The organism is Paenibacillus sp. FSL R5-0744 (assembly GCF_037972555.1).
Lineage (GTDB): Bacteria > Bacillota > Bacilli > Paenibacillales > Paenibacillaceae > Paenibacillus_AQ.
The window spans coordinates 3,814,001-3,836,149 of record NZ_CP150228.1 but is presented as its reverse complement, the minus strand read 5'-3'; the positions used below and the strand labels follow the sequence as shown (position 1 = coordinate 3,836,149).

22 protein-coding genes and 1 pseudogene are annotated in these 22,149 nt (G+C 44.4%); 19 read left to right on the top strand and 4 right to left on the bottom strand.

Annotated features, from left to right (window positions below; genetic code table 11):
- Positions 1 to 93: 93 nt before the first annotated feature.
- Positions 94 to 891, bottom strand: a complete 798-nt coding sequence (locus MKY19_RS16825; RefSeq protein ID WP_339796216.1) for a GNAT family N-acetyltransferase — start codon at positions 889 to 891, stop codon at positions 94 to 96.
- 275 nt (positions 892 to 1,166) lie between these two features.
- On the opposite strand from MKY19_RS16825, the gene mutS reads away from it, so the two are divergent.
- The 13 genes from mutS to glnA all read left to right on the top strand — a co-directional run bounded on the left by mutS (position 1,167) and on the right by glnA (position 17,757).
- The gene (gene mutS / locus MKY19_RS16820) at positions 1,167 to 3,920 is read left to right on the top strand and encodes a DNA mismatch repair protein MutS (RefSeq protein WP_339796214.1); all 2,754 of its coding nucleotides are present in this window, start codon (positions 1,167 to 1,169) and stop codon (positions 3,918 to 3,920) included.
- Positions 3,921 to 3,952: 32 nt separating this feature from the next.
- Positions 3,953 to 5,938, top strand: a complete 1,986-nt coding sequence (gene mutL, locus MKY19_RS16815) for a DNA mismatch repair endonuclease MutL (protein ID WP_339804369.1) — start codon at positions 3,953 to 3,955, stop codon at positions 5,936 to 5,938.
- A gap of 42 nt (positions 5,939 to 5,980) precedes the next feature.
- A complete protein-coding gene (locus MKY19_RS16810) occupies positions 5,981 to 6,760 on the top strand; it encodes a class I SAM-dependent methyltransferase (protein ID WP_339796212.1) in 780 nt (259 codons plus the stop codon).
- On the top strand, positions 6,750 to 7,730 hold the full coding sequence (gene miaA / locus MKY19_RS16805; protein WP_042188893.1) for a tRNA (adenosine(37)-N6)-dimethylallyltransferase MiaA: 981 nt from the start codon (positions 6,750 to 6,752) through the stop codon (positions 7,728 to 7,730). The genes MKY19_RS16810 and miaA overlap by 11 nt, the downstream gene beginning before the upstream one ends.
- A 19-nt stretch (positions 7,731 to 7,749) precedes the next feature.
- Positions 7,750 to 7,989, top strand: coding sequence for an RNA chaperone Hfq (hfq, locus tag MKY19_RS16800; RefSeq protein WP_042128368.1), 240 nt, complete (start codon positions 7,750 to 7,752; stop codon positions 7,987 to 7,989).
- Positions 7,990 to 8,128: 139 nt separating this feature from the next.
- The gene (locus MKY19_RS16795; RefSeq protein ID WP_339796208.1) at positions 8,129 to 10,699 is read left to right on the top strand and encodes a PBP1A family penicillin-binding protein; all 2,571 of its coding nucleotides are present in this window, start codon (positions 8,129 to 8,131) and stop codon (positions 10,697 to 10,699) included.
- A 210-nt stretch (positions 10,700 to 10,909) separates the two neighbouring features.
- Positions 10,910 to 11,464: a DUF402 domain-containing protein gene (locus tag MKY19_RS16790; RefSeq protein WP_042128364.1), complete on the top strand. Its 555-nt coding sequence runs from the start codon at positions 10,910 to 10,912 to the stop codon at positions 11,462 to 11,464.
- Between the two features lie 4 nt (positions 11,465 to 11,468).
- Positions 11,469 to 12,125 (top strand): YdcF family protein, encoded by a 657-nt coding sequence (locus tag MKY19_RS16785; protein WP_076298771.1) that lies wholly within the window; start codon positions 11,469 to 11,471, stop codon positions 12,123 to 12,125.
- Between the two features lie 93 nt (positions 12,126 to 12,218).
- The gene (locus tag MKY19_RS16780) at positions 12,219 to 13,184 is read left to right on the top strand and encodes an AAA family ATPase (RefSeq protein ID WP_042188887.1); all 966 of its coding nucleotides are present in this window, start codon (positions 12,219 to 12,221) and stop codon (positions 13,182 to 13,184) included.
- A 40-nt stretch (positions 13,185 to 13,224) separates the two neighbouring features.
- Positions 13,225 to 14,514, top strand: coding sequence for a GTPase HflX (gene hflX / locus MKY19_RS16775; RefSeq protein ID WP_339796202.1), 1,290 nt, complete (start codon positions 13,225 to 13,227; stop codon positions 14,512 to 14,514).
- A 133-nt stretch (positions 14,515 to 14,647) separates the two neighbouring features.
- Positions 14,648 to 15,901, top strand: a complete 1,254-nt coding sequence (locus MKY19_RS16770; protein ID WP_339796200.1) for a methionine gamma-lyase family protein — start codon at positions 14,648 to 14,650, stop codon at positions 15,899 to 15,901.
- Between the two features lie 83 nt (positions 15,902 to 15,984).
- On the top strand, positions 15,985 to 16,395 hold the full coding sequence (locus MKY19_RS16765) for a MerR family transcriptional regulator (RefSeq protein ID WP_042128355.1): 411 nt from the start codon (positions 15,985 to 15,987) through the stop codon (positions 16,393 to 16,395).
- Between the two features lie 33 nt (positions 16,396 to 16,428).
- Positions 16,429 to 17,757, top strand: a complete 1,329-nt coding sequence (gene glnA, locus MKY19_RS16760; protein WP_042128352.1) for a type I glutamate--ammonia ligase — start codon at positions 16,429 to 16,431, stop codon at positions 17,755 to 17,757.
- Between the two features lie 118 nt (positions 17,758 to 17,875).
- On the opposite strand, the pseudogene MKY19_RS16755 reads toward glnA, so the two are convergent.
- Positions 17,876 to 18,127: pseudogene (locus MKY19_RS16755) on the bottom strand (tyrosine-type recombinase/integrase); the annotation flags it as partial.
- Between the two features lie 333 nt (positions 18,128 to 18,460).
- Here MKY19_RS16755 and MKY19_RS16750 point away from each other — a divergent pair.
- Complete coding sequence (locus tag MKY19_RS16750) at positions 18,461 to 18,592, top strand: hypothetical protein (protein ID WP_339796197.1); 132 nt, start codon at positions 18,461 to 18,463, stop codon at positions 18,590 to 18,592.
- A 62-nt stretch (positions 18,593 to 18,654) separates the two neighbouring features.
- Here the strand turns inward: MKY19_RS16750 and MKY19_RS16745 are convergent, their stop codons facing one another.
- The gene (locus tag MKY19_RS16745) at positions 18,655 to 18,882 is read right to left on the bottom strand and encodes a DUF2642 domain-containing protein (protein WP_339796194.1); all 228 of its coding nucleotides are present in this window, start codon (positions 18,880 to 18,882) and stop codon (positions 18,655 to 18,657) included.
- A gap of 691 nt (positions 18,883 to 19,573) precedes the next feature.
- On the opposite strand from MKY19_RS16745, the gene MKY19_RS16740 reads away from it, so the two are divergent.
- From MKY19_RS16740 to MKY19_RS16730, 3 genes are all read left to right on the top strand, one after another.
- Positions 19,574 to 19,786: a hypothetical protein gene (locus tag MKY19_RS16740; protein ID WP_339265110.1), complete on the top strand. Its 213-nt coding sequence runs from the start codon at positions 19,574 to 19,576 to the stop codon at positions 19,784 to 19,786.
- 417 nt (positions 19,787 to 20,203) lie between these two features.
- Entirely contained in the window at positions 20,204 to 20,656 is a 453-nt protein-coding gene (locus MKY19_RS16735; protein WP_339265109.1) for an ASCH domain-containing protein, read from the top strand.
- On the top strand, positions 20,653 to 21,084 hold the full coding sequence (locus MKY19_RS16730) for a hypothetical protein (protein WP_339265108.1): 432 nt from the start codon (positions 20,653 to 20,655) through the stop codon (positions 21,082 to 21,084). The genes MKY19_RS16735 and MKY19_RS16730 overlap by 4 nt, the downstream gene beginning before the upstream one ends.
- Before the next feature lie 128 nt (positions 21,085 to 21,212).
- On the opposite strand, the gene MKY19_RS16725 is transcribed toward MKY19_RS16730, so the two are convergent.
- Positions 21,213 to 21,392 carry a hypothetical protein gene (locus tag MKY19_RS16725; RefSeq protein ID WP_081382781.1) on the bottom strand — a complete coding sequence of 60 codons (180 nt, stop codon included), beginning with the start codon at positions 21,390 to 21,392 and terminating at the stop codon, positions 21,213 to 21,215.
- 80 nt (positions 21,393 to 21,472) lie between these two features.
- Here MKY19_RS16725 and MKY19_RS16720 point away from each other — a divergent pair, with 80 nt between their 5' ends.
- Together MKY19_RS16720 and MKY19_RS16715 are read left to right on the top strand one after the other, a co-directional pair.
- A complete protein-coding gene (locus MKY19_RS16720; RefSeq protein WP_339796191.1) occupies positions 21,473 to 21,769 on the top strand; it encodes a hypothetical protein in 297 nt (98 codons plus the stop codon).
- Positions 21,770 to 21,939: 170 nt separating this feature from the next.
- Positions 21,940 to 22,134, top strand: coding sequence for a DNA methyltransferase (locus MKY19_RS16715; RefSeq protein WP_339796188.1), 195 nt, complete (start codon positions 21,940 to 21,942; stop codon positions 22,132 to 22,134).
- Positions 22,135 to 22,149: the final 15 nt, after the last annotated feature.

The following is a 22,149-nucleotide window of genomic DNA, read 5'->3' as shown; positions in this document are numbered from 1 at the left end:
AAGTATTTAGTTTTTCACATATCCCTTATATCTAATATTTCTCGCATAAACGCTTACTTTCCTAATAAGGACGCCGAAGGCGTTTATGCTTGTCTACATGTACATGATGCTCCAAGAGCCGATATCTTGAAATCCAAGTCGTTTGTAAATGACCCCAGCATGAGGGTTGTCATAAAAGAGGCATAAAGATTTCCCTTCAGAGAGTAAGTCTGTGCATAGCTGTGCAACTACGCTTGTAGCTAATCCTTGCTCTCTGAATGCTTGATGAGTGGCGACCCCTACGATCATAGCTGACATGGAATTTTCCGCTGATGTTGAGGCCGTTGTAATCACCTGATCTTCACGTTTCATATAATACGTACGGCCAGTGCCAGTCGCCAATGTTTTACGTAGGCTAGTTCTCGATCCATCCCGACTGCTTTCAAACTCTTCTATTGTATCCGTAAGCGAACAAATCGCTTCCACATCCTGGATGGTTGCTTTATTAATGTTATCAACGGAAGAAGAGTACTGTTTAATTTTGGTATTCATTTCCTTAAGCTCAGCAAAGTACAATTGCTTTTCTTGTTTAAAGTTAATTACTCCGTCAAAGGCTTTTACCACTTCGGTTACACCAGAAATCATATGAATATCGTTATCTTGTCGCATGATAGTAGCGAATCCTTCCACATCAAACGGCCCATCCGCGTAAGGAAGATAGCTTCTATAAAAACGTAATAGAACGGCTTTTATAAGGCCATCAGATGGATCTATCTCTCCCCACAATGCCATAAAATCCTGTTCAAACCCGAAATTCTCTACATCTCCAATGATGAACAAATTAAGAGCAGGCTCTTTTTGTAGCAACGCCATTAGAAGTTCCCGATCATCCTCCGTAAGTCTTCTTATCATTTGATATTCTCCTTTTATTTTCTTATGATCTAACGCTCTGTGTTAAGATTTTACAATATTAAAAAGCAGAAGAATACACCTCTTTCTAATGAACGATGGATGCTTGAAATATATACAGAAGGTACTACCCATTGAGCTTCAGTAATAGTGTCGGATTTCGTGATTTTTTGTCTGAGGATCGAGAAGAATGAACTTCTATGCGGTTGCAGGGTGACTTTGTACGCAAATTTTCTGTTATAATGGGGGACAGCAATAAATAGGCATGGAGGTTGACCATGGCACAATATACGCCGATGATTGAGCAATATTTAAAAGTGAAGGAAGGGGCAAAGGATGCCTTCCTATTTTTTAGACTGGGCGATTTCTATGAAATGTTCTTTGAAGATGCCATTTTGGCTTCCAAGGAGCTTGAAATTACGTTGACAGGTCGCGAAGGCGGGGGCGCAGAGAAGATCCCGATGTGTGGAGTACCTTATCACGCCGCCGAGGGTTATATTCAACGCCTGATTGAAAAAGGTTATAAAGTCGCTATTTGTGAGCAATTAGAGGATGCTTCTGTCACAAAGGGAATGGTGAAACGGGATATCGTACGTGTCGTGACACCTGGAACAGTTATGGATGGAAAAATCATTGCCGACAAAAGCAACAATTATCTTGTTTGTGTAACCGAAAGTGATGGGATGATGGCATTAGCTGCATGTGATTTAACTACAGGTGAATTGTATGTTACTTCAGTGTTATCTGGTGCAGAGTGGCTGCGCGATGAGATTGGCATTTATGAACCGGCTGAGATCATCGGAGACCCGACGTTATTGGAGCTTTTACGTAGTGAAACGCCTCTGTTGGCGAAACCTGTTGTGTACACACCTTGGGAGAAACGTGAGGAGGAGCTGGCACGTCGACAATTCGGTGAAGCCGCATGGGTTCGTCTGGAGAAAGAACGTGGACAATGTCTAGCGCTGCTAATCTCCTATCTAAACGAGACGCAACGGCGTTCAATGGGACAACTTAGTCAAATTTCTCCTTATGAACCAGGTAATTATATGATTCTTGATCCGTTCACACGCCGAAATCTGGAGCTAACAGAGACGGTCCGAGAACGTTCTAAAAAAGGATCTCTTCTATGGCTACTAGACCGTACCGAAACATCCATGGGTGCGCGATTGTTACGTCGTAGAATAGATAAGCCGCTGTTGCAGCGCGCTCCGATCGAACGTCGCCTAGAAGCAGTTGATTATTTGTACAACCAGTTTATTGTTCGAGAGGACCTGCGTTTAGCGTTGAAGGAAATTTATGACTTAGAGCGGCTGGTAGGTCGTATTGCCTTTGGTAATGCGAATGGTCGTGACATGAATGCCTTAAAGCTATCACTGGCACAAATCCCTGCTTTGAAGGAATTATGCATGACTTCGGGATCTGCAACCCTACGCGAGATCGGTGCTAGCATGGATGAATGTGCCGAGATACGGGAGGATATAGATCGAGCAATTGTTGAAGATGCGCCGGTGTCCGTGCGAGACGGAGGGATTATCCGTTCTGGTTATCATGCCAGGTTGGACGAGCTGCGGGAAGCTAGTAGTAATGGTAAACGTTGGATCGCCGAACTGGAAGCGAAAGAACGGCAAGCCACAGGCATCAAATCACTGAAGATCGGATATAACAAAATCTTCGGTTATTTCATAGAGATCACCAAATCCAATCTGGCTTCGTTGCCGGAAGGGCGTTATGAACGTAAGCAGACGCTTGCAAATGCAGAGCGATTTGTTACACCTGAGCTTAAAGAGAAAGAGGCACTGATTCTTGAAGCGCAAGATAAAATGACAGATTTGGAATATAGCCTATTTACTGAACTGCGTGAACGAATCAGCGGCCAAATTCCGCGACTGCAGAATCTTGCGGAAAAGGTAGCTGAGATTGATGTGTATCAATGTCTGGCAGCCGTCAGTGCCGAGCATCGCTTCGTAAAACCTGTTCTATCGGATGGGTACGATCTTCGACTTGAAGGTGGTCGTCATCCTGTCGTGGAGGCTGTGTTAAAGGACTCGGCTTTTATAGCAAACGGAAGTACGCTAAGTAAGGAAGACGGAAATATTCTTTTGATCACTGGTCCTAATATGGCTGGGAAAAGTACCTATATGCGGCAGGTTGCACTCATTTGTATTATGGCTCAAATTGGCTGTTTCGTTCCGGCCACCAGTGCAGAAGTTCCGCTAATTGATCGAATCTTTACTCGTATTGGGGCAGCTGATGATTTGATCGGAGGTCAGAGTACATTTATGGTAGAAATGGCCGACATACAGGTCATGACAGAAAAAGCAACAGCCCGGAGTTTAATTATCATTGATGAGCTTGGTAGAGGAACATCGACGAGTGAGGGCATGGCGATTGCACAAGCGGTAATTGAGTATGTGCACGATACCATTTCTTGCAAAGCTTTAGTTTCGACGCATTTTCATGAATTGGCTCACTTAGAAGAAAGTCTTAAAGGGCTTAAGAATTACTCTATGGCCGTACAGGAGAGCGGGGATAAAGTTAACTTCCTGCGTAAGCTTGTTCCGGGAGCGGCAGACAGTAGCTATGGGATTTATTGTGCACGCCTAGCTGGGCTGCCTGAAGGGATCATTGATCGTGCTTACGGTCTGCTTCTGAGTATCGAGCAGGCGGCTCATCCAGGTGGTTCCTCTATTCATTATGGGGGTGGACTAGAAATTCAGGCCGCTGCAAAAGAGGTCGCAACTACATCTATCCAACAACCCGATAGTGTCATCGCAGAAACTTCGGGGATTCCTGCAGACTCCTATTCATCAATAGCAGATGAAGTAGTTCAACTGTCTATCTTTGGCGAGGAAGAACCACGTAAGCATCGGAAAGGTAGTGCAAATCAGTCGGCTGTAGTAACTGAAGTACAAGAGAATCCTGCGATAAAAGAATTCATCACTTCTGTGCGTAACGCAGATCTTATGAATATGACTCCGCTTCAGGCTATGAGTCTGCTGAACGACCTGAAGATGAAAGCAAAGGATCTTTAATTATTGATTGCCTAAATAAGAGGTGAATGAAATTGGCCAAAATTCATATATTGGACGAGCATATTGCCAACCAGATTGCTGCGGGTGAAGTTGTAGAGCGACCAGCTTCTGTTGTGAAGGAGCTAGTTGAGAATGCTATTGACGCAGGAAGCACAAGGATTGAGGTTTCGGTGGAGGAAGGCGGTTTACAGAGCATCCGAGTAAAAGATAACGGCTCGGGGATCGAGCCTGAAGATTGCGAGACCGCCTTTTATCGTCATGCCACAAGTAAAATCGCTAATGGGCGTGATCTATTCCAGATCACTAGCCTAGGGTTCCGTGGTGAGGCGCTCCCCAGTATTGCTGCGGTATCCAAAGTCTCTCTTCTAACGGCTACTGCCGATGACGGCAAAGGACGCCTGATTGACATTGAGGGTGGTAATTTAATTCGGAATGAAGATTCCCCTTCGGGCCGTGGGAGCGATCTAGCGGTGCGTGAATTATTTTTTAACACACCGGCACGGCTGAAATACATGAAGAGTATCCAGACGGAGCTTGGTCATATATCGGATGCCATGTATCGAATGGCGTTAGCCCATCCGGGAATCTCTTTTACCTTACATCATAATGGCAATCAGCTGCTGCACACGCTTGGTAATGGTGATCTGCTGCAAGTGATCGCAGCGGTGTACGGAACCTCCGCGGCTAAGGCTATGTTGCCGATTGCGGCAGAGGACTTGGATTATCGTATTTCTGGTTATATTAGTCGTCCAGAATGGACACGCTCAAATCGAAACGCAGTGACTACCATTGTGGGAGGACGATATATTCGCAGCAATGGTCTGAACGCAGCGATCATGCGTGCTTATCATACTTTACTTCCGATTAACCGCTATCCACTGCTGGTGCTCGAACTGGACATGCATCCTTCACTTGTGGATGTCAATGTTCATCCAGCTAAGCTGGAGGTTCGGTTTAGTAAGGAGAATGAGCTTTACACGTTTGTTGAACAAGAAATTCGTAAAGTGTTGTTAGGGCAAAGTTTGATACCGCGTCCCGGTAAAGAAACCATTGGGCCAAAGGGCAGCAGTTCATTTATACAGGAGCAGTTTGCTTTTTCTAAAGGGTCAGTTCCGGCACCCCCACCGTCTGAGGTGGGCAAGGATCCAGTTCCTCAGGGATCTGGTAGTTCCTTTAGTAGACAACAACCATCAAATGTTGAACAGAGCGCCAGGGAGATCAGAAAAGAGGGGCAGATTGATACTCCGATGACCCGTGAAACGGCTCCATCCTACGGGTCAGGATACCAGTCTTCCTCTTCACAAGGACGTCAAAATAATGTGAACAACAACTATGCTAATGGGTATCGCCCGCAAGAAGCTTCATCCCTGCAGAAGCAGATTCCTTCTGCCCAAGCGTTATGGGCACCGCCAGTCGATGAAGAACCTGGGCTTCCTGCATTCCCGGAACTAAATTATATCGGACAGCATCATGGGACTTATATTATCGCTCAGAATGACGGCGGGCTGTATCTCATTGATCAACATGCGGCTCACGAACGCATAAATTACGAGTTTTTTTATGAGAAGTTCGGTCGTCCTGAAGACGCTTCTCAGGATCTGCTTTTGCCAATTACGCTTGAGTTCACGCCTTCGGAAAGTCGTCAACTTAGTGAACGGTTACATTGGTTTCAGCAGGCTGGAGTGTACCTTGAACATTTTGGAGGACAGACTTTTCTGATTCGATCTTTGCCGTATTGGTTTCCTGAAGGCGAGGAGAAGGCGATCGTTGAAGAAATGGCGGAGTGGGTCTTGAGTGAACGATTGATTGATCTAGCAAAGCTACGAGAGAAATCGTCTATTCTATGCTCGTGTAAAGCCTCCATCAAAGCCAACCAGAAACTAACAGAACAGGAAGTCGAGGCCTTGTTGTCTCGTCTGGCAGCCTGCAGACAGCCGTATACTTGTCCGCATGGGCGTCCGATTGTGATTTCTTTTTCATCCTATGATTTAGAGAAATTGTTCAAACGGGTGATGTAATTGTACGATTAGAAATTTGTTGTAAGTATGACTGGAGGCAACATGATTATAACTACGGGTTATAGCCCGATAATGGATATTGTAGAGCGAGCTCAGAATCTCGCAGAAAGAACGGGCTGTAAATACGCTCCACGCGATAAATTCTCTATACCCAAGATGGTGGAACACTATGGAGATGAGGATATACTAATTCTTTCTCAAGAAGCCGTTCGTTTACACCGATTAGGGATGGAGCCTATGGAGTTTCACCCAAGCATGGGTTTCGTTCGTGCGAAACGGATTCTAAAGGGTGATATAGAACCGATGCTTGTCGCTGCTCGAATGCTTCCCGGAGATAGCGTACTAGATTGCACAGCGGGTCTAGGTGCTGATTCGTTGCTATTTGCTGTGCATGGTGGTGAGTCCTCAGAGATTACCGCTCTGGAGAGCTCATTGCCGCTGTATGCACTGCTCTATGAAGGGATGCGGCATTATACCTCTGGGCAAGTAAGGGTTAATGAGGCCTTGCGTAGAATTAATGTCGTTCATAGTGAACATTTGGACTACTTACGTGCTCTACCGGATCGAAGTGTAGATATTGTGTACTTTGATCCTATGTTCCGAGTGCCGCTGACCGGTTCTGCTTCGATTTCCCCGCTGCGGCAGTTTGCTAATCGTGCAGCATTATCACTAGAGAGTGTAGCTGAGGCGGTAAGAGTGGCCCGTAAAACTGTTCTTTTGAAAGAAAAGGCTCTGAGCGGCGAATTTGAAAGGCTTGGCTTTACAGAGCTGCTCCGGAGCAACTCCAAAACATCGTATGGGGTGATACACATTGACAACTAAAGAGAGACATAAGGTTCTAGTCTTACTAGGACCAACAGCTGTAGGTAAAACCAGGTTAAGTCTGGAGCTTGCGGCTGCATATAACGCAGAGATTATTTCTGGCGATTCGATGCAGGTTTATCGTGGTATGGATATTGGTACAGCTAAGATCACTCCAGCTGAGATGATGGGAATTCCTCACCACCTAATCGACATTCATGATCCACAGGACCCATATTCTGCTGCTGAATTTCAGGAACAAGGTAGCAGACTTATCGAAGAGATAAGCAGTCGTGGGAAACTTCCATTTATTGTTGGGGGAACGGGTCTCTATATTGAGTCCTTATGTTACGGTTTTCAATTCTCTGAAGCTGTGGCTGACGAAGCTTTCCGTAAAGAACAGGATCAATTTGCAGAAGAACATGGAGCGCTTGCACTGCATGCCAGACTTGAAGCCGTTGATCCGGTCAGTGCAGCGAAATTGCATCCCAATGACCGTCGTAGAATTATACGGGCACTGGAAATTCATCACCAGACAAACACCACACTTTCCGCTTCTCATGCAGCTCAAAAGAAGGAGTCGCCCTATGACTTATGCCTTATCGGTTTGACAATGGACCGGAAAATACTATATAAACGTATTGAGGACCGAATTGATAGCATGCTTGCGGATGGTCTTGTTGCTGAGGTGAACGGACTGCTGGAAAACGGCTACAGCAGAAGCCTTGTGTCCATGCAGGGACTGGGCTACAAGGAAATTGCCGCTTACCTTGCAGGGGAACTGACGCTTGAGGAAGCTGTGATACTGCTTAAACGCGATACTCGCCGATTCGCCAAAAGACAGTTGTCATGGTTTCGCCACATGAAGGAAATCGAGTGGATCGATGTCGAAGGTGAGCAAAACTTTTCTGAGAATTTCTCGAAAATACGTGCTATAATAGCAGGAAAGTTTCTCTCAGGTCTTGAATATACTTCTGAACAATATAATTGAACCATTGGGGGTACGTCATATGAACAAGTCCATTAACATCCAAGATACATTCTTGAACCAACTACGCAAAGAAAATATCCCTGCTACAGTATATTTGACCAACGGCTTTCAAATCCGGGGAATTATTAAAGCATTCGACAATTTTACAATCGTTATTGACAGTGATGGACGCCAGCAAATGGTGTATAAGCACGCGATTTCCACTTTTACACCACAGCGCAGTGTGTCACTTATGCAGGACAATAGTAACGAAGAATAACATTAACAAAATTGAAGTGAAACCTTTCTTGTTAATAAATCGTTTGAATAGAGTGTGAGAGAGCAACCTGAGAAGGTTGTTCTTTTCATTCAGAGAAGTCCATACATGATTTATTCAAGGAAGGGAGTCAGGAGGCATCATGTCTAGAGATGATACATCAAGGACGAACAACAATAGAAATAGAGGATCGTCCAGTTCCAATTCAAAACCAAAACCGAAAAGTAAGAAGAAAAAGAAGTTTTTGACTAAAAAGCGTGTGCTGTGGAGCTTGTTCTTTGCTACAGCGTTGGCCATTTTCTGTGCGCTTGGCGGTTATCTGTTCATTATGCTGAATGGGCAAAAACTTCTCCTAGAGAACCAAGACAAACTGACCGTAAATGAAACTACAAAAGTATATGACCGCAATGCTAATTTAATCGGCGAATTATCGCTTGAGAAAAGCGATCCTGTAGAGTATGAGAAGATTCCACCGTTATTGATCAATGCCTTTGTGGCCACAGAAGATAAACGCTTCTTTGAGCATTCTGGTGTGGATTTATGGTCAATCGGCCGGGCAGCGGTAAAAGATATTGCTGCACGCAGCATGGTAGAAGGTGGTAGTACCATTACTCAGCAGCTGGCCAAAAACATCTTTTTGACACGGGATAAAACATTTTTCCGTAAAGCGACTGAGGTATCCATTGCTGTTGCATTGGAGAACCAGAAATCTAAAGAAGAGATCATTACGATGTACCTGAACCGAATAAACTTTGGGGGTACGATCTACGGAATTAAAGCAGCATCTGAAAGATATTTTGGTAAGAGTGATCTGAATGATCTGAAAGTTTGGGAAATTGCGACACTGGCTGCGATGCCTAAGGGACCGTCTCGTTACAACCCTCTGCGTAACCCGGATCTTTCAAAGGAACGTCGCGCAGTAGTGCTTCAGCTCATGTACGAACAAGGTTATATTACGGAGCAAGAGAGAGACGAAGCACAAGCCGTGGATTATAATTATAAGCCACCTGAAAAGAAACAGCGTTATCAAGCTTTTATTGACTTCGCAGTGGAAGAAGCAGAAGAAAAGTTTGGACTATCCGAAGATGATCTGAATATTGGTGGTTACAAGATATACACCACGATGGATAAGCATGCTCAAGAAACCGTAGAAGATGCTTTTGCAGACAGTGATAACTTCGAGAAGAGTGTAGACGACGAACTGGTACAAGGTTCTATGACCATCGTGAATCAAGAGAATGGCGGCATTGTCGCACTTCTAGGTGGACGGAATTATGAGAAAAAAGGCTATAGCCGTGTAAATGGCAGCCGACGTTCTCCTGGTTCAGCCTTTAAACCAATCGTTGCTTATGCTCCAGCACTGGAAACTGGAAAGTACGACAAGTATTCTACGTTAAGCAACGAGAAGCAGTGTTTTTCCAACTATTGCCCAACTAACCTTCACGGATATTCCAAGAGTATTAGTATGAGTGATGCTATACAGAAATCAGAGAATATTCCTTCGGTCTGGTTGCTTAATGAAATTGGAGTGAATACCGGATTTAAGTTTGCCAAGAAATTGGGGATTGGACTGGAAGACGAGGACAAGAACCTCTCACTGGCTCTCGGAGGTATGAGCAAAGGAACGAATACACTGGAAATGGCACAAGCTTACAGTGCTTTTGCAAATGGCGGTGAACTTCGAGAATCATATTCCATTAAATCGATCACTGATAGTAGTGGAGAGACCGTCTTCAAGGCTAATACAACGCCTGAGCGTGTTATGAGTAAGCAAACGGCTTATCAAATGACCGAGATGATGCAAAAGGTTGTAGAGAGTGGTACGGGTAGAAAAGCAAGGATTGATCGTCCAGTTGCTGGTAAGACCGGTACGACTCAAAGTGGATATTCTGGAATCAGCTCGAACCGTGATGTTTGGTTTGTGGGATATACACCTGAATGGACAGCTGCTGTGTGGATGGGTTATGACAAGCCAAGCAAGAAACATCTGCTTAAGAATAGCAGTGGGCTTGCCGCAGCATTCTGGGGTAAAGTGATGGAGGAAGCGTTAAGGGATGTTCCTAAGAAGTCCTTCCCACAGCTAGATAATGAAATCGCTCCTGCACCTACAGAAACACCTGAACCAGCTAAGAATGTTAGTGGACTTACTGCAGCTTATGATCCATCTACGATGACAGTAAATCTGGGCTGGCAGGCAGTTCCTGTTGCGGGTGTAGAATATCGTATTTATCGTAGAGAGACATCCGAGGCTGATTTCGGTTTACTGTTAAATACGGTCACTACTAGTGCAGGAGACTTTAGTGCAATGCCTGGTCTGGTTTACGAGTATTATGTTACTTCCTACGATCCTGCAACCCAAGTAGAAAGTGAACCATCGAATGTGGTTACTGTCTCTGTGCAGGATGAGATGCCAACACCTGAGCCGACCATTGATCCTAATCTCCCGACACCAACCCCTGAGAATGGTGGAGACAATGGCTGGGATAATGGCAACGGTGGTAATAATGGTGGTGGCAACGATGGAAGCGGGAATAATGGTGGAACAGGAACCTTGCCTGAATTCACTACGCCTCCACCGTCAGCAACACCGATACCTACTGCTCCGCCAGATGTACCTTCTGGAGGCGGAAGTTCGGGGAATGACAGTGGTAATGCAACACTAAGCCCTGATCAAGAGGCTAGTAATATGAATGGTGATTCTTCTGTCCAATAGTCATGCTTTGAATTTATGAAGTTAGCTTTTCTTTTCCTGAGGCTGTCTCAAAAGTAGTGAATGCTACTTATGGGACAGCTTCTTTCTTTTATAACTCCATATTTTTCTAATCGAATCTGTGATAAAAATTTGCTGTATTTTGCGGGATGTTTTGAGTGTATCCTCTAAATGTGGTAAGCTGAAGAAACCATACTGGAGAGGGTAATTTCTATGAAACGTAAATTCGGAGACCGGGCCAACTGGCGCCGGATTACGCGTCGCCATTTTGCCTGCCGCTATGTGGAGAGCCGGGAATTCAGCGGATATATTACGCTTTATACCATCTACGGGCTGAAAGAACCACTGTGGAAGAGCTATGGACGGCATACATATCGTATTGCGGATAAAGGTTATTCCTGGCTGCAATATTTCCCAAAAGACAGTCACTATATTGTGACGGCTATGTTCGACGAACGGCAAAATATCATTCAATGGTACATAGACACCTGCAAGGTGCAGGGCGTCACAGACCAAGGCGTTCCATGGTTTGATGATTTGTATCTGGATGTGGTCGTGCTTTGGAATGGCGAGGTTTTCTTGCTTGATGAGGATGAATTAGAGGAAGCGCTGGAGAGGGAAGATATTTCCGAGAGTGATTATAAACTCGCCTGGGAGACAGCCAATACTATTTTACGCGGCATCGATGCTCATGCTTTCCCTTATTTCTCACTATCTTTGAAGCATCGTGCCGAATTATTTCATCATGGAGAATTCAGGAGGAAATAAAGAAATGGAATGGTACGTCTACGGAAGAGGGTCTTCCCCGATTCGGATTGTTTCCAAAAAACGCAGATTCTGGACTAAACGAACGTTGCTTATCGCTTTATCGATTATTGTGATTGCTGGATTGTTGTGGTGTGCTTATGCGTTAAACAATATTAATAAAGCTGCCACGACAGATCCTATGCAAAAGGCTGATGTTGGCATCATTCTTGGCATGTCGATGTGGGGGGATGAGCCTAGCCCAGGACTTAAGGAACGGCTGGATTACGGACTGAAGCTTTATCAAGAAGGGATGTTCCCACATCTTATTGTATCTGGTGGTTTAGATAAACCTGATTTACAATACACAGAAGCTCAAGGAATGCGTAATTATTTGGTTGCTAAAGGAGTGCCAGATAGCGCCATTTACGTAGAGAATGAAGCTACCAGCACTTACGAGAATCTTTTGTTTAGTAAAGAGATTATGGCGCGTGAAGGTTTGTCTTCAGCAATAATCATTACGCATACTTACCATGGGTGGCGGGCTCATGAAATTGCTGACGAGCTTGCATATGTGAATCCTGAGCTGGGACTTACAGAATCCACCGTTCTATCGATGACAAGACATAAAACACGTGAGATTCTAGCCTATACGAAATGGAAGCTTCAGCAGCTATTCCTGTGATTTGTCCAAAAAATCCCGAATCTTCTAATAACACTTCATTTACTGGAATAGACTTGATTAGAGAAGTCAGCCCTGGATAATGAGGTGATACCGATGAGCGGACGCGTAGCAGCGGCCAGTGGACGGGAGGAAGAAAGACCGTCTCGACAAATCAATATTGTATTGCGGAGTCAAGAGCCTCCGGCTATAACTAACCCTTCTGGAGAGAGTCGGCCGGTACCTCCAAAAAATCACGGCCACACTAGCCTGTTCCAAGAGTTAACGCAAGAATTGGAAGGTTTAGTGGGTCTGGACAATATCAAAGAGCTAGTCTTTGAAATCTACGCCTTGTTACAGATTGCTCAAATGCGAACTGAGGCAGGACTTGCAAGCGGTGGGCAAGCTTATCACATGGTTTTTAAAGGGAATCCCGGAACTGGCAAGACAACCGTGGCTAGAATCGTAGCTAAGCTGTTCCAGCGTATGGGTGTACTGACCAAAGGACATCTCATTGAGGTGGAGAGAGCCGACCTTGTAGGAGAATACATCGGTCATACTGCACAGAAGACTCGCGATCTGGTAAAAAAGGCTTTGGGCGGTATTTTGTTTATCGATGAGGCTTATAGCCTTGCTCGGGGTGGAGAAAAGGATTTTGGGAAAGAAGCGATTGATACGCTCGTCAAGGCCATGGAGGATCATCGCAGTCAATTTATACTTATCTTAGCGGGGTACTCTGGAGAGATGGAGTATTTTTTGATGAGCAATCCCGGATTGCCTTCACGGTTTCCGATACAGGTGGAATTTCCTGATTATACGATCGATCAACTGCTGCAAATTGCTGAACTCATGGCAAAAGATCGTGACTATATTTTGATGCCACAGGCGATACTCAAGTTAAAGCAGCATTTGTTAGTAGAGAAGACGGAGAGTCTTCATGCTTTCAGTAATGCGCGGTATGTTCGCAACGCCATTGAGAAAGCTGTTCGGGGTCAGGCTGTAAGACTGTTAAACCAGTATGAAAGTACCAGCCCAGGTAAGCAGGAATTAATGACGCTTCGAACTGAGGATTTCAAATTATGAATTACAGGATACTATCACCGTCATAAGGAGCATGACATACATGGCAATAACAACGCATGATACGGAAACAGATGTACAAGATCGAGCGATATTGGTAAGTCTCGTCACAGATAAAATTAAAAGAACCGGAATTGATCCAGAGCTTTCACTACAGGAATTAGTGCAATTAGCCGAAACCGCTGGTGTTGAAGTTCTGGATGTGCTGCGTCAAAACAAGGAAACGCCTGATTCTAGATGGTTTATTGGTAAAGGTAAAGTAGAAGAGCTACGGATGGCTGCTGATGCTCTCGGGGCTAATACAGCTATCTTTGATCAAGAATTGTCCGGAGCCCAAGTACGGAATCTTGAAGAAGCTCTGGATCTTAAGATTATTGACCGGACGCAGCTTATTCTGGATATTTTTGCGGGACGTGCGAAGACGCGAGAAGGAATTATTCAGGTAGAGCTGGCACAATTGTCCTATCTGTTACCCCGGCTTTCTGGCCAAGGGAAGAACTTATCCAGACTAGGTGGAGGAATTGGTACCAGAGGTCCGGGTGAAAGTAAGCTGGAAACCGATCGCCGACATATTCGTGATCGGATTACGGAGCTGAAACGCCAACTGGATGAGGTTGTTAAGACTCGTGAGCTACATCGGGAGCGTCGCCGCAAGGCGGGAGCGGTGCAAGTCGCACTTGTTGGGTATACGAATGCAGGGAAATCAACGCTGCTTAAGCAACTAACCGATGCGGATGTCTATATTGAAAACCAGTTGTTTGCCACACTGGACCCTACTTCACGTGTGCTTGAGCTAGCAGGTGGAAAAGAGGTCGTGCTTACGGATACTGTAGGCTTCATTCAGAATCTTCCGCATGATCTTGTCGCATCTTTCCGTGCAACGCTGGAGGAAGTGAATGAGGCTAATTTGGTGCTACATGTGGTGGATGCCTCTTCACCAATGCGTGAGGAGCAGATGGAGATTGTCCAATCCATCCTGCAGGATCTTGGTGCATCTGGTACACCGCAAATCGTACTTTTTAATAAAATTGATCTATGTCAGCCTGTGCAACTGGAAATGTTGCCTACAGGTACAGGGTACTTGAAGATCAGTGCATTTAATCCTGAAGATTTAACACGGATTACCGAAATGATCGCCGATGAACTGGCTGGCGACACACTCAACTTCCGCATTCCCGGAGACCGAGGTGACATTTCTTCCTTGCTCTACAGGGTGGGAGAGGTTCTGGAAACGACATATGATGAGAACGATGTGCTCTATAACGTTCGTCTTAATAAAGAGGATTATGACAAATGGGGTTACATGCTTGCTGATTTTGTGGACCAGCAGTAATCTTATCAGTCATTCCTAAGGTGGAAATGCTTCGTTTATAGGTATAAAATAATAGCTAATCTAGAAAGCGTCAGTTTACTGCCGCTTTCTGTCATTATGATGGCAAGTAAATGTAAGGAGCGAATAAGAACGAATGGTAGTTTTTGCAGAGGATATTTTGAGCGCGGCAGAGGCCGCAGAAGTTGAAATAGAAGGCGCTATCAAAGCCCTTGATCGTATTGTAGATAAGAATCAGTGGAAGGTTATAGAAGCGTTCCAGCGTCATCAAGTCAGTGATTTTCACTTTGCTGGTTCAACGGGGTATGCGTATAATGACCGTGGCCGTGAAGTGTTGGATCTTGTCTATGCTGACGTTTTTGGTGCGGAATCTGCACTGGTACGCCCGCATTTCGCTTCAGGAACACACACCATATCAACAGCCCTATTTGGTGTACTGCGTCCAGGAGATGAGCTGCTATACATCACAGGACGTCCGTACGATACCTTACATAAGGTAATTGGTCACACAGGGGATGGGACAGGTTCTCTAGCGGATTTCGGAATTACTTACCGGGAGGTTGCTCTTACTGCAGATGGCAAGATCGATTGGGATGAGGTAGCTCTCGCTATTAACGAAAATACTAAAGTGATTGGAATCCAAAGGTCACGCGGATATGATTGGCGTGCTTCTTTCACAGTGGCTGAAATTGGTGAAATGACTTCGAGGGTAAAGGTGTTGAAACCGGAAGTGATTGTCTTCGTAGACAATTGTTATGGTGAGTTTACCGAAGAGCTTGAGCCTCCACAGGTTGGTGTGGATCTAGTAGCAGGATCGTTAATTAAGAATCCGGGTGGGGGTATTGCTGAGACAGGCGGTTATATTTGTGGCCGACAGGATCTTGTAGAATTGGCAGCTTATCGATTAACCGCTCCTGGCATAGGTGGTGAAGTAGGGGCTATGTTAGGAACAACACGTGGGCTTTATCAAGGGTTGTTCATGGCTCCACACACGGTCGGACAAGCTTTAAAAGGGAGTATTTTTGCTGCATCTGTATTTCAGCGTTGCGGGTTTGAGACAAAGCCAGCGTGGAACGAGCCTCGTACAGATTTGATTCAGGCGGTTTCTTTTGATGGACCAGAACACTTAATTGCCTTTGTTCAGGGCATACAACGCGCTGCGGCTGTGGACAGCCATGTGGTACCAGAGCCTTGGGATATGCCAGGTTATGAACATCCTGTTATTATGGCTGCAGGTACGTTTATACAAGGTGGAAGCTTGGAGTTATCTGCAGATGCGCCTATACGGGCTCCTTATATTGGCTATATGCAAGGCGGGTTAACCTATTCACATGTTAAATATGGCGTTTTGATGGCACTTCAAAGTATGCGTGAAAGAAAATTGCTGTAAGAATATCTCACATACCATTGACACGCTGTATTAGGAAATGTACAATGAGATCAGAAAAAGATCATTGGAAGGTTGGATGAGTCATGGGTGATGAAATCCGCAGAAATATGGCATTATTTCCTATTGGAATTGTAATGAAGCTGACTGATTTGTCCGCGAGACAAATTCGTTATTATGAGCAGCACAGTCTGATCGTACCAGCACGTACGTCGGGGAATCAGCGTTTGTTCTCTTTTAATGATGTTGAGCGCCTATTAGAAATTAAAGCTCTGATCGAGAAGGGTGTTAATATTGCTGGCATTAAGCAAGTAATGAATCCTGTCTCTAAGGAATCTGAGGAAGCTACTGTTATTACCCCTGATACAGAGGTAAGACGTAGAGAGTTATCCGATTCCCAGCTTCACCGAATGCTGAAGCAAGAACTAGTTTCCGGTAAAAGACCGGGACAAGTGTCTCTGATTCAAGGTGAGTTATCCCGGTTTTTTAATAAATAATAATATATAGAAGTTCGAAAGGGAGAGGATCACATGAGCTTTTCTAAAGAGGATATTTTACGCATTGCCAAGGAAGAGAATGTTCGTTTTATTCGTCTGCAATTTACGGATCTATTAGGTACTATCAAGAATGTAGAGATTCCAGTTAGCCAATTGGAAAAAGCGCTTGATAATAAAATGATGTTTGATGGTTCTTCCATCGAAGGTTATGTACGGATTGAAGAATCTGATATGTATCTCTTCCCTGACCTAGATACATGGGTAATCTTCCCTTGGGTGACTGATAGTCGTGTAGCTCGTCTGATTTGTGACGTCTACATGCCAGATGGTACACCTTTTGCTGGAGACCCGCGTGGTATCCTCAAACGTTGTCTGAAGGAAGCAGAAGAAATGGGTTTCACAGCTATGAACGTTGGACCAGAACCTGAATTCTTCCTATTCAAGACAGACGAAAGAGGCAATCCTACTACGGAATTGAACGACCAAGGCGGATACTTTGACTTAGCGCCAACGGATTTAGGGGAAAACTGTCGTCGTGAAATCGTACTGACCCTTGAAGAAATGGGCTTTGAAATCGAAGCTTCCCACCATGAAGTAGCTTCGGGCCAGCATGAAATTGACTTTAAATATGCTGACGCGATTACTGCTGCTGACCAAATTCAAACCTTTAAGCTCGTCGTGAAAACGGTAGCCCGTCAACACGGCCTGCATGCAACTTTTATGCCTAAACCATTGTTCGGTATCAACGGATCTGGTATGCACGCTCACCAATCCTTGTTTAAAGGCAAAGAAAACATGTTCTACGACGAAAGCGACAAACTGGGTCTGAGCAAAACTGCACGTTACTACATGGCTGGTATTTTGAAGCACGCTCGTGCTTTTGCAGCGATTACTAACCCAACAGTGAACTCATACAAACGCCTTGTTCCTGGTTATGAAGCACCTTGCTACGTAGCTTGGTCTGCAAGTAACCGTAGCCCAATGATTCGTATTCCGGCTTCTAGAGGTCTTAGCACACGTGTTGAGGTTCGTAACCCGGACCCAGCAGCTAACCCTTACCTCGCACTTGCTGTTATGTTGAAAGCAGGTCTTGACGGAATTAAACGTAAGCTTGATCTTCCGGCTCCGATTGACCGTAACATCTATGTGATGTCTGAAGAAGAGCGCATCGAAGAAGGCATTCCAAGCTTGCCATCCGATTTGAAAGAAGCACTTAGCGAAATGATCCGTAGTCATGTTATAACCGAAGCTCTCGGCGAACATGCTTTGGCTCACTTCTACGAGCTAAAAGAAATCGAATGGGATATCTACCGCACACAAGTTCACGAGTGGGAAAGAGCGCAATATATGACTCTTTACTAGAACTGTTAAACCCTTGACACCATTGGTGTTAAGGGTTTTTTTCTGTGTGGGTAAGGTTTGGAGGTTTTGTGGAAGGTTAATGAGCGCCCCCGTAATGCCCCCTAAAAATGTAGTTTCATTAAAGGATACTTCTCATATGAGCTTCAAATTTCTCCATACTGCTTTCATTTATTTTCTTTGAAATATGTGTGTATGTGTCCGCTGTGATTCTCATACTACCGTGACCTAAACGTTCTTGTACGTACTTCATATCGTTACCAGCCTCAAGTAAAAGGACAGCATGAGTGTGACGAAGAGAATGGATCGGCATCGCTGGGAGACCAATACGTTTCAAAATTCGCAAAAAAGAATTGAATAGAAAGGATTTCGGCTAACCCGTGACGAAGCCGCGGCATGTATTAAGCCACTTTATATCACAGGTGGACCCGGATGGCGTCCGGAACGTCCGAAAGACTGGGCAATTCCACCGAAATATCGATGTGCGGAACTTAAAGTTCATGTGGAAGCTACAGAACAACCTATTGCTTATCTTCATGTGCGAAACGCAATACCACCCGTAAGAAGGTGAAGAAGGAAATATCTCCTTTGAAGCAAAAGATATTCGCTGAACACAAACCAGGAAAGGGTACGGCAGATAGAGGGGAATTTCCGCGATTAGATTGCTTGAGTCGTTTGGACTAATGATCTAAAGAACTTCACTGCAATGTTTACTGGTGCTCTTAATGGCTATGCTGCACAGGGGTCTTATCATCCGAATGATCGATTTGAAGATTATAAGATTCGTATAACAACAAAGTTATTGCATTATTGGTTATCAGGAATGCTGAACAGTTAGCTACAAGAGGCAAAAAGATATGAAAAAAAGAGCTGTTTTCACAGCCCCTCTGGAATAGAAAATTACTCAGGCATGATCCAAACAATCTCACATATCCGGACAAAGAACTTTCTACCTCTAGTATCTAACACAACATGGTCTGGTTTGACATCAACTACACATCCGCTGACTCCACCACGAGTAGTTTCTAACACAACTTGTTTTCCAATAACAGATTTTAAGGTTTCTACAACATATGGATCAACAGGGTATACCACGATGGGTTGTGGCATTTGGTGCATTTGATGCATTGAATTCATTTGGTTCATTGGATAGTTCAACATATTACCTCCCAATTGGTTATACGTCATCCTATGCTGATGCCTAGCCAATGTACTGGGCAGTAACCCATTTTCAAAATAAGGGTAAGCCATTAATCGGGATAGCCCCAGTAGCGGAACCTCATTTATCTTTAGGAGTTTTGGGTTTACCTGTCTGAGGCAAGGCAACACCAAAAACAATTCCTAAACCAATACCTAATGCATGTTGTGGAATGCAAATCCAAAAGCAACAGCAAAGCAAGTTTCGTTAGTCCCAGGGAGGGAAAAGACATGGAAACATGGGATAAATACCGTTGTGAGTGCGGCAGGAAATACGCTAACGGATGAATAAGCTGCAGATTCTGTTCCCTATCGACTACAACCTTGAAATTATCGCTGATTTTGAACGGGATATACAAGGGAGCTGAAAAGCAACTGCTTCAATGGAGGAGAGATTACAATACTCGGAGCACAGATCCGGGCTGGTGAAATGATTGAGTGGCTTGAGAAATCCGGAATTCCTTGGTTAAGGTAGACGAAAGGGATGATTCAGGAACATGTTGAAATCCTACGCCTGCAGCTTACTGGGATGAGTTATGAAGAAGCAGTGAACCAGCTGCAGGCCGATGTACAACAAGGAACTTTATTCTGAGGGCATAGCCCATAAGGAGAGATAAACGAAATGGCAAAACAAACAACTCTCAAGAAATCAGGACTGATACCGGAAGACAAAGTAATCATGCATTCATGCTACGAAGCTCGGAAGGGAAAATACAAGGATAAGGTTTGGACGGTGAAGTCGGAACCGTGTGACTTGTGCGGATCAGAGGTAGTGCTGCTGGAAGGTTTTAATGGCGGGTTTGCCACTGAATATCTAAAGAAGGTAGAGGGTTAACCACCCTCTCCCATATAAAGGAGAGGACAAATAACCAGTATGTATTGAAAGAACAATTATGCAAACAAGTTGCTCAGCGCAGGGGTTGGACAAATGCGGAGACTATAATCGGGGGATGCTTGGTGACCTTAAACGATCGATGACGAGATAAATTAAACCCAACCAAGGTATGAAAATTGTCAGTATGACAGCAATAACAATCTTCCATATTTCGGATTTCTTTTTCCACATAACTCTAGCAACTAAAATTGGAACAAGTATACGTAGTGCATATATTCCAATACCAATGAGTATATATTCCATTTCATATTCTCCTTATGTATTATTTATTCTCTTTTTACTATCGGTTGGAAAATAAATCATTATTAACATTGCTTCAATTTATTCGAAAATACGACGAAGAAATGAGGCAAAGCCATGAAGTCCATAACCATCATTCAGCCGTGGGCAACACTGATAGCTCTCAATGAGAAGAAGTTTGAAACGCGCAGCTGTCCCACAAAGCACAGAGGACCACTCGCTATCCATGCAGGGAAGAAGATTGATAAAGAAGCCTGCGAGGTGCCAGAGATTAAAGCAGCGTTGGCTCGGAACGGTTATACAGTGGACAACTTACCGACTGGGGCTGTGGTAGCTGTTTCAGAGTTAAAAGATTGCTTCAGAATCCGGCGAGATGTGCTGGGCGGAGTGATGGCCTTAGAATCAGACACTCGAAAAACTCACTTCAATACTCTTGATAAAGAGTATTCCTTCGGATGGTTTGATCAAGGACGCTATGCTTGGGAATTGGCAGACATTAAGCAACTGCTGGCTCCGATTCCAGCCAAAGGGCAACAACAGATTTGGAACTGGGAAGGAGTGCAGTTATGAGTGAATCGGGAAAAATTCCCTTATCCAGCATGACACCAGAATGGATAGAAGAGATAAAGAGAAATTTTAAAGCAGGTTTTCCATGGTGGTTCATGATTGAAAAGGCAGAAATTGCGTATTTAATTCACTCACTAGAAGAGTCACAACAACAGAACGCGCGTTGGAAAGAAGCTATAAATGGGTTGATGATGGCTGACACAGATGTTCAGAGGGATTTAGCAGAGGCACAGCAGACCATAACCCGGCAACAGGCGGAGTTGGATGAACATCAAGGGCAAATGAAAATCCTGACCGAGTGGGCGAACGCAGAGGAAATGAATGTTTCTGATTTGATTTCTGAGCGAAATGATCTACAGGAAGCACTTGAAAAGATTAAATCCGCGGCGCCAAATCCTTTTTATCATATGGCTTCGGATGCTCTGAAGTGAAATATGGAAGGGAGCAACAAGTCATGACACAGGTAAAGGATAAGACAAACATTTGCACCTGAGAGAGGGCAGAGGCGGCATTTATCACGCTTAGTATTGTTAAGTAGACACATAAGGCGTAACAAATGTTATTCGTTTTTCTTCTGTATCAGCTTCTCTATATAAATCCAAACATAGTAAGTAATCCAAAATGCCATCATGGTTGCTAATAATGCATAAGACCTTTTATCGTATGGAAGAGTGAAAGCCAAGATGATCCCTAGAATGAGGAACGGTGGTGAAAGGGTGAAATATTTCTTTTTATGCAATTTAACTATCTCCTTATTATTAATTAGTTATAAGTACATTATCACTATTAACAAATTATGGGAAGTGTGGACATGATCCTATGCGATCTACCATATGCACAACGCAGAGCCCTTGGGATTCTATCCTGCGGTTTGATCAGCTATGGAAGGCATATGAACGGATCATTAAGGATAACGGGGCAATCGTCTTATTTGCTAAAGTCCCATTTGATAAGGCACTTGCAGCCAGCAATATGAAATTATTCAAATATGAATGGATATGGGAAAAGAACAAGGCTACAGGACACTTAAACAAAGGTCTGATGCCGCTGCAAGCTCATGAAAACATACTAGTCTTATATAAATGGCTGCCGACCTATAATGCTCAAATGAGTTAGGGACATAAACCAATGAATGCTGCGACTAACAACCATAAATCATCTGTTTAGGGTGATGGAATTCCGTGGTCAAACGAGGCTGGAAAGACTGAGAAAGTGCCGCGCAGTGTCTTGTACTATCCGGTAGTTACCAACGATGATCCTGAACTAATCCATCCAAATCAAAACCAGTGGAGTTGTGCGAATACCTCATACGCACCTACACCAACCCTGGGGAAACCGTCCTAGACAATTGTGCTGGAAGTTGTACAACGGCTGTGGCTGCATCAAGGACTGGAAGAAAATATATCGCTATAGGGCGTGATGAACGACATGCTGCAGACGGAATGGAACGGTTGAAGAATATGCAATTAACGTTGTTCTAAGGGGCGAAGGCCATC